The following is a 9,282-nucleotide window of genomic DNA, read 5'->3' as shown; positions in this document are numbered from 1 at the left end:
CCCTCCCCTCTTCTCTGCCGTGTTCCGCGTTCGTACCGCTACGAAAGCTGCTGCTTGACGACGGCGGCGACGCGGCCGCCCTCCGCCAGGCCCGCCACCTTCGGGTTCACGATCTTCATGACGGCGCCCATGGCCCGCGGCCCCTCGGCACCCGCGGCCTTCGCCTCCTCGACCGCCTGCGCCACGATCGCGGTGAGCTCGTCGTCGCTGAGCTGCTTGGGCAGGTAACCGTCGAGGAACTCGCCCTCCGCGGTCTCCCGCGCGGCCTGCTCGGCGCGGCCGCCCTGGCCGAAGGCCTCCGCGGCCTCGCGGCGCTTCTTCGCCTCCTTGGCGATCACCTTGAGGACTTCGTCGTCGGAGAGCACGCGCGCCTCCTTGCCCGCGACCTCCTCCTTGGTGATGGCGGAGAGCGTCAGACGCAGGGTGGACGAGGCGAGTTCGTCGCGCGCCTTGATGGCGGTGGTGAGGTCTTCCTGGAGCTTGGCCTTGAGCGTGGTCATGCCCTTGAGTCTGCCAGGTGCGGGGGCGGTGGCGCCCGCAGGTTTTCCGGGTCTGCGACGATGGGGGCATGCGCGCGCGTTACGAAGTCCCCCTGAAGGTCACGGCCGGACTCGCGGCGGTGGGGGCCGCGGGAGTGGCCTATGCCGCCGGGTTCGAGGCCCGTTCCTTCCGGCTGCGCCGGGTCACGGTGCCGGTCCTTCCCGCCGGGATGCGGCCGCTGCGCGTGCTCCAGGTGTCGGACATCCACATGGTCGGCGGGCAGCGCAAGAAGCGCGCCTGGCTGCAGTCCCTGGCCGGACTGCGCCCCGACTTCGTGGTCAACACGGGTGACAACCTCTCCGACACGGAGGGCGTGCCGGAGGTGCTGGACGCGCTGGGGCCGCTGATGGAGTTCCCCGGCGTGTACGTCTTCGGGTCGAACGACTACTACGGGCCGCGGCTGCGCAACCCCGGGCGCTACCTGATCGAGAAGGCCCAGGGCCGGCACGGGCTGAACGGCAACAAGCCGGTCGTCGGCGCCGTGCACAACCCGTGGGAGGAGATGCGGGACGCCTTCGACACCGCGGGCTGGCTGAACCTCACCAACACCCGGGCCCGCCTGAAGCTGGACGGACTGGAGCTGGCCTTCACCGGCCTGGACGACCCGCACATCAAGCGGGACCGCTACGAGCGGGTCGCGGGCGGTCCCGAGGCGGACGCGGACTTCTCGATGGCCGTCGTCCACGCCCCCTACCTGCGGGTCCTGGAGTCCTTCACCGCCGACCGGTACCCGCTGATCCTCGCCGGGCACACGCACGGCGGGCAGCTGTGCATCCCCTTCTACGGGGCGCTCGTCACCAACTGCGACCTCGACACGAAGCGGGTGAAGGGCCTGTCCACGTACGAGGCCGAGGGGCAGCGCTCCTACCTGCACGTCTCGGCCGGCTGCGGCACGAACCGCTTCACCCCGGTCCGGTTCGCCTGCCCTCCGGAGGCGACCCTCCTGACGCTGACCCCGAAGGCCTGACCCGCCCCCGTCCGCCGCCGCGAAAACCGGATTTCGTCTCCGGGCGAGGGTCCGCTAAAGTAATCGATGTCGCCAGGCAGCGAGCCTGCAAGGTGGACATCGGGGTGTAGCGCAGCTTGGCAGCGCGCTTCGTTCGGGACGAAGAGGTCGTGGGTTCAAATCCCGCCACCCCGACTTCGTAAGACCAGGTCAAGGGCTTGATCCGCATCGCGGGTCAGGCCCTTCCTGCGTCTGCGGTGAACGGTTCGCCGCGCGTGGGCCGTTCGCCCCCTCCGCGCCCACGACACGACAGGTCCGCTCCGCCATGCCGTCTCCCGCCCTCCTCGCGCGTCGTCCGTCCTGGCTTTCGCCCGTGGTGCTGCGGACCGAGGTGCTCGGCGGGCTCGTCGTCGCGCTGGCGCTGGTACCCGAGGCGATCTCCTTCTCGATCATCGCGGGGGTCGATCCGGCGATCGGGCTCTTCGCCTCCTTCACGATGGCCGTGACCATCGCGGTCGTGGGCGGGCGGCCCGCGATGATCTCGGCCGCGACCGGGGCGGTCGCGCTCGTCATCGCCCCGCTGAACCGGGAGCACGGATTCGGGTACCTGGTGGCCGCCGTGATCCTGGCGGGCGTCTTCCAGATCGGGCTCGGCGCGCTCGGCGTGGCCCGGCTGCTGCGCTTCGTGCCGCGCTCGGTCATGGTGGGCTTCGTCAACGCCCTCTCCATCCTGGTGTTCATGGCGCAGGTGCCGGAGCTGCGGGACGTGCCGTGGGCGGTCTATCCGCTGGTCGCGGCGGGGCTCGGGCTGATGGTGTTCTTCCCCAGGGTCACCACCCTGGTGCCCGCGCCGCTCGTGTCGATCGTCATCCTCACCACCATCACGGTCGCGGCCGGGATCGCCGTGCCGACGGTCGGTGACAAGGGGGCGCTGCCGTCGGCGCTGCCGGTGCCCGGCCTGCCGGACGTGCCGTTCACCCTGGACACGCTGACCACGATCGCCCCGTACGCCTTCGCGATGGCGCTGGTCGGGCTGATGGAGTCGCTGATGACGGCGACGCTCGTCGACGAGATCACCGACACGCACTCCAGCAAGACGCGCGAGTCCGTCGGGCAGGGCGTCGCGAACATCGTCACCGGCTTCTTCGGCGGCATGGGCGGCTGCGCGATGATCGGCCAGACCATGATCAACGTGAAGGTGTCGGGGGCCCGTACCCGGCTGTCGACGTTCCTCGCGGGCGTGTTCCTGATGGTGCTGTGCATCGTCTTCGGGCCGGTGGTCTCGGAGATCCCGATGGCCGCGCTGGTCGCCGTCATGGTGATGGTCTGCGTCGCGACCTTCGACTGGCACTCGGTCGCGCCGAAGACGCTGAAGCGGATGCCGGCCGGTGAGATCACCGTCATGGTGATCACCGTGGTGTGCGTGGTGGCGACCCACAACCTGGCCGTCGGCGTCATCGCCGGATCCGTCACCGCGATCGTCATCTTCGCCCGGCGCGTGGCGCACCGGGCGTCCCTCACGTCCGTGACGGACGCGGACGGCGGGAAGGTCGTCTACCGGGTGGCCGGGGAGCTGTTCTTCGCCTCCTCCAACGACCTCGCCGGGCGGTTCGACTACGCCGGAGACCCGGACAAGGTCGTCATCGACCTGTCGTCGGCCCACATCTGGGACGCCTCGTCCGTCGCCGCCCTCGACGCGATCGAGGCCAGGTACCGGCAGCGCGGCAAGGACGTGGAGATCACCGGTTTGAACGAGCCCAGCGCCCGCCTGCACGCAACGCTCAGCGGCGAACTGTCGGCGGGTCACTGACGATCCGCCGGCGGTCGTGGGGTGGGGTCAGGCGGCGGTGAGGGGTGCCGCACCGAAGGAGACGTCGAAGCGGTCGCACCAGATGGTGACGCTGCTGTAGTCGGTGAGGTTCACGTCGGCCGGGATCTCGTAGTTCTGGTCGCCCTTGTTGCCCTTGAGCTTGCCGAGGCTCACGTACTTGCCGTCGTCGAAGACCCGCCAGCCCGCCACGCCGTCCTTCACCGGGGCGTCCGACAGCCAGACCCGCAGGTCCGGGCCGTTGCTGGTGTCGAGGTTCTCCAGGCGCAGGGTGCGGGAGCCGTCGGGGAGGCGGATCAGTTTCACCGTCCCGGTGGTGGCGTGCTCGTGGCTGATCAGCGCGCCCTGGGCCAGGGTCCGCGGGCCCGCCGCAGCGCCCCGCTGCGCCGTCGGGGCGGTGGAGGGTGCCGCCGTCGGGAGGGCCTCGTTGACGGTCGCGTCCTGCCACAGCTTCCACGGCTGGAACCAGTACAGGCCGAGGCCCAGCACCAGTGTGGCCGCGGCCAGCACTCCGGCCCACAGCCGCCTGCGTCGCATCGTCCGAGTCACCGCAACCGCCTTGCCTTTCCTCGTCTGTCCGTCCCCCGCAATTCAATGCGACGGCGGGTGGCGGCAACAGATCCGGCCTGATGACGAAAGGCTTACGCGTCCGGCGGGAGGCGGCGGGCGCCGAGGTGCGGCGGGGGGCGGGCGGTGTTGCAATGCCTGGAAGGCACCGCCGGACGGGAAGGAGCGGACCGTGAGCGCCGCGCAACCCGTGGAAAAGGCCCGGCTGGCGGACGTACTGAAGGCGCCCGGCTATCTGAAGACGCTGCTGACCGGTGCCTTCGTCGGCATCCCGGTGTCGCTGGTGTCGTTCTGGTTCCTCGCCGGGATGCGCGAGCTCCAGCAGGCGCTGTGGTCCAGCCTTCCGCGCGCCTTCGGCTGGGACACCGCGCCCTGGTGGTGGCCGCTGCCGCTGCTCCTGATCTCCGGCGTCCTGGTCGGGCTGGTCGTCACGCACCTGACCGGCGCGGGCGGCCACATCCCCGCGAACGGCCTGGCGGCGGGCGGGGCCTCGACGGCCGTCCTGCCCGGGGTGGTGCTGGCGGCGGCCGCGAGCCTGCCCCTCGGCGCCGTCCTGGGCCCGGAGGCGCCGCTGATCGCCCTCGGTGGCGGGCTCGCGCTGCTGCTGCGGGACCTCACGCGCGGGCCGGCGACCCCGCAGAACACGATGCTGCTGGGCGCGGCCGGCGCCGCCGCGGCCGTCGCGGCCATCTTCGGCAGCCCGCTGATCGCGGCGGTGCTCCTCATCGAGCTGGTGGGGCTGGGCGGGGTCCGGCTCTTCGCCGTCATGCTGCCCGCGATGCTCTCCGCCGGCGTGGGGGCCCTGGTGTTCACCGGCTTCGGGAGGTGGACCGGTCTGGAGACCGGCGGCCTGGCCATGAAGCCGCCCGGGACGTTCACCCGTCTGGACGCCCCGGACGTGGCCTGGGGGCTGCTCATCGCCGTGATCGTGGCCGTCGTCCAGCACCGGGCGATGGCCACGGGCCGGGCCGTGGCCGCGTACGTGGCGGGACGGCCGCTGGTGCGGACGGCCTTGTGCGCGCTGGGCGCGGGCGTCTGCGCGGCGGTGTACGCGCTGGTCACCGGCCGTTCCCCGGAGGAGGTGGCCTCCTCCGGGCAGGCGGCCCTGGCGGCGCTGATGGCCGATCCGGGGGCGTGGGGCACCGGCGCGCTGATCGCCGTACTGCTGTGCAAGTCCGCCGGGTACGCGCTCTGCCTCGGCAGCCTGCGCGGCGGCCCGGTGTTCCCCGCGCTGTTCCTGGGCGCGGCGATGGGCCTGCTGCTGTCGCCGCTGCCCGGGCTGGACCTCGTACCCGCCGTGGCGGCGGGCCTCGCGGCGGGTACGGCGGGCGTACTGCGGCTGCCGGTGAGCAGCGCGGTCCTGGTGACGGTGCTGCTGGGCAGCGTGCCCGTGACCCCCTTGATCATCCTGGCGGTCGTGACCTCCCTCATCACCACCGAACTCCTCCCGGCCGGGAAGCCCCGGCCCGCCGGCTGAGGGTCACGGCTCCGGTCAGGCGTCCAGGGGGTTGGCGGCTATGCGCTTGGCCGCGCCCGAGGCCACGTACGCGGCTGCCGCGCAGGTGGGCTTGCGGGTGGCCTGGTCTTCGACCAGGGCGAGGAAGGCCGGGCCGAAGCCGAGGCGCGGGTAGTGCTCCAGGAGGGTGGCGCGGAAGGCCGGGTCGAAGGTGTCGACGCGCAGGCCCGACACGTCGGCGCTGGTGCCCACCTGGAGGAGGTGGCTCTCGACGTCCTCGGCGGCGGTGACGTCGTCCCGCATGTGGAGCACGATCACCTCCTGTGCGCGGGCCCGCCGTTCGGGGGTCCAGCCCAGGCCCGCGGTGAAGATGCGGGCCACGTGGCCGCCGGCCTCCTCGAAGGGGAGGGTGTGGCTGTCGAAGGGCGGGGTCAGGCCCAGGTCGTGCAGCAGGGCGCTGACGTAGAAGAGTTCCGCGTCGTACGCGAGCCCGTGCTGCCGGGCGTACTCGGCGCCGAAGGCGTAGGAGCGGACGGAGTGGTTGAGCAGGGCGGCGTCCGCGTATTCCGAGGCGGCCTCGAAGGCCGAACGCGCCGTAACCGAATCAAGGTTGTGAAGGGTCCACGTCATGCACGCACCCTAGGTCCTGGCCGGGGGCGCCGGTACGAAATCCACCGCCGACGGATCTTCCCCCGGCCAGGACAGCCGCGTCGGCGCGGGCGGGGTCTCGGCCAGGACGCTGCCGCGCGCGACCACGTAGCGCGGCCGGACCTGACGGCGGATCGCCTCCTCGGGGGTGGGCGCCGGGAGGAGGACGAAGGAGGCGGGGGCGCCTTCCGTGATCCCGTACTCCGAGGCGTCGAGGCCGAGGACGCGCGCCGCACGGTCCGTCACCATCGAGAAGGCGACCGGGATCTCGTCGGCCCCGGTGAGCTGGGCGGCGTAGAGGCCGACGAGGGCGGTCTGGAGCGGGTTGCCGGTGCCGAGCGCGTTCCAGGGGTCCATCACGTCGTCGTGGCCGAAGGCCACGTTGACCCCGGCGGCCAGCATCTCCTTGACCTGCGTGAGGCCGCGCCGCTTCGGATAGGAGTCGAAGCGGCCCTGGAGGTTGAGGTTGGCGAACGGGTTGGCGACCAGGCTGATGCCCGAACGGGCGAGGAGGCGCTGGAGTTTGTAGCTGTACGCGCCGTTGTAGGAGCCCATCGCCGTCGTGTGGGAGGCGGTGGCGCGGGCGCCGAGCCCCGAGCGGAGCGCGAGGGTGGCCAGCACCTCCACGAAACGGGACTGTTCGTCGTCGATCTCGTCGCAGTGCGCGTCGACCCGCAGGCCCCGTTCCTCGGCCAGCGCGAAGGCGGTCCGCAGCGAGGCGACCCCGTCCTCCCGGGTGTCCTCGAAGTGCGGGATCGCGCCGACGACGTCGGCCCCGCGCCGCACGGCCTCGCGCAGCAGCGTCTCGCCGTCCGGGAAGGAGACGATGCCCTCCTGCGGGAAGGCCACGATCTGCAGGGTCATGACGTCCCGCACCCGGTCGCGGACCTCCAGCAGCGCGTCGAGCGCGGTGAGGGAGGGGTCGGTGACGTCGCAGTGCGTGCGGACGTGCAGTACCCCGTGGGCCGCCTGCCAGCGCAGCACCTCGGTCGCCCGGCCGATGACGTCTTCCCTGGTCAGGGTCTGTTTGCGGGCGCTCCAGCAGGCGATGCCCTCCCAGAGGGTGCCGGAGGCGTTGGGGCGCGGCTGTCCCGCGGTCAGGGCGGTGTCGAGGTGGATGTGGGGTTCGACGAAGGGCGCGGTGAGCAGGCCGCCGTGGGCCTCGATGAGCACGCCGGTGGCCGGCGGTTCCTTCTGGTCGTCGTACGGGATCACCCGCGCGATCCGGCCGTCCTCGGCCACCTCGACATCGGACAGTCCCTTGGTGTGGAGCAGCCGGGCACCCCGGACGATCATCCGCATGCGGCCAGCGTACGCACGCGGCCCGATGTTTCACGTGAAACATCGGGCCTGCGTGCCCCCGTTCGCCCGCGTCGGCATCCGGGGCCGCTCCGGCGCATCGTGTCCGCCGGTGCGGCAAGAATGGAGGGCATGACCAGCGACAGCGATCTGACCCCCGGCGCGGCCGCCGAGACGCCCGAGATGCCCGACTGGGAGAAGCGCTTCCGGGCGCCGCGCGTCGGGCTACCCGACTGGGCGGAGGACGCCCCGGACCGCTCGCTCTTCGTCTCGAACGCCACCGGGACCTACGAGCTCTACGCCTGGGACCGGACCACCGGCACGCAGCGCCAGGCCACCGACCGCCCCAACGGCACCACCGACGGCACCCTCTCCCCGGACGGCGAGTGGATCTGGTGGTTCTCCGACACCGACGGCGACGAGTTCGGCACCTGGGTCCGCCAGCCCTTCGCGGGCGGCCCCGACGAGCCCGCCACCCCGGGCCTGGAGCCCTCGTACCCGGCCGGGCTCACCATCGGCCGCGACGGCACGGCGGTCGTCGGCCGGTCCACCGACGAGGACGGCTCCACGATCCACGTCGTCCACCCCGACGGCAGCGCCCCGACCGTCATCTACCGCCACCGCGAGTCCGCCGGAGTCGGCGACCTGTCCCACGACGGGACCTTGATCGCCATCGAGCACACCGAGCACGGCGACGCGATGCACTCGGCGGTGCGCGTGGTCACCCTCGACGGGGAGACCGTCGCCGAGCTCGACGACTCCCGCGGCGCGACGGTGGAGCTCGGCCTGGAGGTGCTCGGCTTCGCCCCGGTCGCCGGGGACACCCGGCTGCTCGTCGGCCACCAGCGGCGCGGCCGCTGGGAGCCGATGGTGTGGAACGTGGCCACCGGCGCCGAGGAGGGCCTCGCGGTCGACCTGCCGGGCGACGTGAGCGCCGAGTGGTACCCGGACGGCACCGCCCTGCTCATCGCGCACAGCTTCGAGGCGCGCAGCGAGCTGTGGCGCTACGACCTGGCCGCGCGGGAACTGCTGCGGGTCGACACGCCCCCCGGCACGGTGTCCGGCGCGACGGCCCGCCCGGACGGGACGGTGGAGTACCAGTGGTCCTCGGCGGCCGAGCCGGCCTCCGTACGGTCCACCGCCGGCGGGATCGTGCTCGACCCGCCCGGTTTCCGGCCGCCGGGCTCGCTGCCGGTCGAGGACGTGTGGGTCGAGGGCCCCGGCGGGCGGATCCACGCGCTCGCCCAGCGCCCGACGGGCCACGGCGACGGGCCCTTCCCGACGATCTTCGAGATCCACGGCGGCCCGACCTGGCACGACAGCGATTCCTTCCTGGCCACTCCGGCGGCCTGGCTGGACCACGGCTTCGCGGTCGTCCGCGTCAACTACCGCGGCTCCACCGGCTACGGCCGGGAGTGGACCGACGCCCTCAAGCACCGGGTCGGCCTGATCGAGCTGGAGGACGTCGCCGCCGTCCGGGAGTGGGCCGTGGGCTCCGGCCTCGCCGACCCGGCGCGCCTCGTGCTCTCCGGCGGTTCCTGGGGCGGGTACCTGACGCTGCTGGGTCTCGGCACCCAGCCGGACTCCTGGGCGGTGGGGCTGGCCGCCGTACCGGTGGCGGACTACGTGACCGCGTACCACGACGAGATGGAGGCGCTGAAGGCCCTGGACCGCACCCTCTTCGGCGGAACCCCGCAGGAGGTCCCGGAGCGCTTCGAGGCATCCTCGCCGCTGACGTACGTGGACGCGGTCAAGGCCCCCGTGCACATCGCGGCGGGCGTCAACGACCCGCGCTGCCCGATCCGGCAGATCGACAACTACGTCGGCCGGCTCGCGGCGCGCGGCGCTGTCCACGAGGTGTACCGCTACGACGCGGGACACGGCTCGCTGGTCGTGGAGGAGCGGATCAAGCAGGTCCGGATGGATCTGGAATTCGCACTGAAGCACCTCCCCAGGAGATCCCGCGGGGCCCGGCCCGCCTCCGGTGCGCCCACCGGG

The 9,282-nt window shown here is 72.5% G+C and carries 8 protein-coding genes and 1 tRNA gene; 5 read left to right on the top strand and 4 right to left on the bottom strand.

Features of this window, described 5'->3' with window-relative positions; translation table 11 throughout:
* Window positions 1–38: 38 nt before the first annotated feature.
* Window positions 39–500 carry a GatB/YqeY domain-containing protein gene (locus ACFV0Q_RS32955; protein ID WP_385010385.1) on the bottom strand — a complete coding sequence of 154 codons (462 nt, stop codon included), beginning with the start codon at window positions 498–500 and terminating at the stop codon, window positions 39–41.
* Between the two features lie 68 nt (window positions 501–568).
* Here ACFV0Q_RS32955 and ACFV0Q_RS32950 point away from each other — a divergent pair, with 68 nt between their 5' ends.
* From ACFV0Q_RS32950 to ACFV0Q_RS32940, 3 genes are all read left to right on the top strand, one after another.
* Complete coding sequence (locus ACFV0Q_RS32950) at window positions 569–1,507, top strand: metallophosphoesterase (protein ID WP_385010383.1); 939 nt, start codon at window positions 569–571, stop codon at window positions 1,505–1,507.
* 100 nt (window positions 1,508–1,607) lie between these two features.
* Window positions 1,608–1,681: transfer RNA gene (locus ACFV0Q_RS32945), tRNA-Pro, on the top strand.
* 130 nt (window positions 1,682–1,811) lie between these two features.
* Complete coding sequence (locus tag ACFV0Q_RS32940; RefSeq protein ID WP_385010381.1) at window positions 1,812–3,296, top strand: SulP family inorganic anion transporter; 1,485 nt, start codon at window positions 1,812–1,814, stop codon at window positions 3,294–3,296.
* Between the two features lie 27 nt (window positions 3,297–3,323).
* Here ACFV0Q_RS32940 and ACFV0Q_RS32935 read toward each other — a convergent pair whose 3' ends face one another.
* On the bottom strand, window positions 3,324–3,851 hold the full coding sequence (locus ACFV0Q_RS32935) for a DM13 domain-containing protein (RefSeq protein ID WP_385010379.1): 528 nt from the start codon (window positions 3,849–3,851) through the stop codon (window positions 3,324–3,326).
* Between the two features lie 202 nt (window positions 3,852–4,053).
* Here ACFV0Q_RS32935 and ACFV0Q_RS32930 point away from each other — a divergent pair, with 202 nt between their 5' ends.
* Window positions 4,054–5,358 carry a chloride channel protein gene (locus ACFV0Q_RS32930; protein ID WP_385010378.1) on the top strand — a complete coding sequence of 435 codons (1,305 nt, stop codon included), beginning with the start codon at window positions 4,054–4,056 and terminating at the stop codon, window positions 5,356–5,358.
* A 15-nt stretch (window positions 5,359–5,373) separates the two neighbouring features.
* Here the strand turns inward: ACFV0Q_RS32930 and ACFV0Q_RS32925 are convergent, their stop codons facing one another.
* Window positions 5,374–5,967 (bottom strand): HD domain-containing protein, encoded by a 594-nt coding sequence (locus ACFV0Q_RS32925; protein ID WP_385010376.1) that lies wholly within the window; start codon window positions 5,965–5,967, stop codon window positions 5,374–5,376.
* Window positions 5,968–5,976: 9 nt separating this feature from the next.
* Entirely contained in the window at window positions 5,977–7,287 is a 1,311-nt protein-coding gene (gene codA, locus ACFV0Q_RS32920; protein WP_385010375.1) for a cytosine deaminase, read from the bottom strand.
* Window positions 7,288–7,416: 129 nt separating this feature from the next.
* Here codA and ACFV0Q_RS32915 point away from each other — a divergent pair.
* On the top strand, window positions 7,417–9,282 hold a 1,866-nt coding region (locus tag ACFV0Q_RS32915; RefSeq protein WP_385010374.1), incomplete at its 3' end, for a prolyl oligopeptidase family serine peptidase.

Origin of the sequence: Streptomyces sp. NPDC059564, assembly GCF_042735575.1 — a bacterium.
GTDB lineage: Bacteria > Actinomycetota > Actinomycetes > Streptomycetales > Streptomycetaceae > Streptomyces.
The sequence above is the reverse complement of the archived record's forward strand: the minus strand, read 5'-3'. Positions and strand labels throughout refer to the sequence as shown.

Bases quoted from the DNA above. Each gene is read 5' to 3' on its own strand.
- ACFV0Q_RS32955 (WP_385010385.1), bottom strand. From the start codon at position 500: ATGACCACGCTCAAGGCCAAGCTCCAGGAAGACCTCACCACCGCCATC.
- ACFV0Q_RS32950 (WP_385010383.1), top strand. From the start codon at position 569: ATGCGCGCGCGTTACGAAGTCCCCCTGAAGGTCACGGCCGGACTCGCG.
- ACFV0Q_RS32940 (WP_385010381.1), top strand. From the start codon at position 1,812: ATGCCGTCTCCCGCCCTCCTCGCGCGTCGTCCGTCCTGGCTTTCGCCC.
- ACFV0Q_RS32935 (WP_385010379.1), bottom strand. From the start codon at position 3,851: ATGCGACGCAGGCGGCTGTGGGCCGGAGTGCTGGCCGCGGCCACACTG.
- ACFV0Q_RS32925 (WP_385010376.1), bottom strand. From the start codon at position 5,967: ATGACGTGGACCCTTCACAACCTTGATTCGGTTACGGCGCGTTCGGCC.
- codA (WP_385010375.1), bottom strand. From the start codon at position 7,287: ATGCGGATGATCGTCCGGGGTGCCCGGCTGCTCCACACCAAGGGACTG.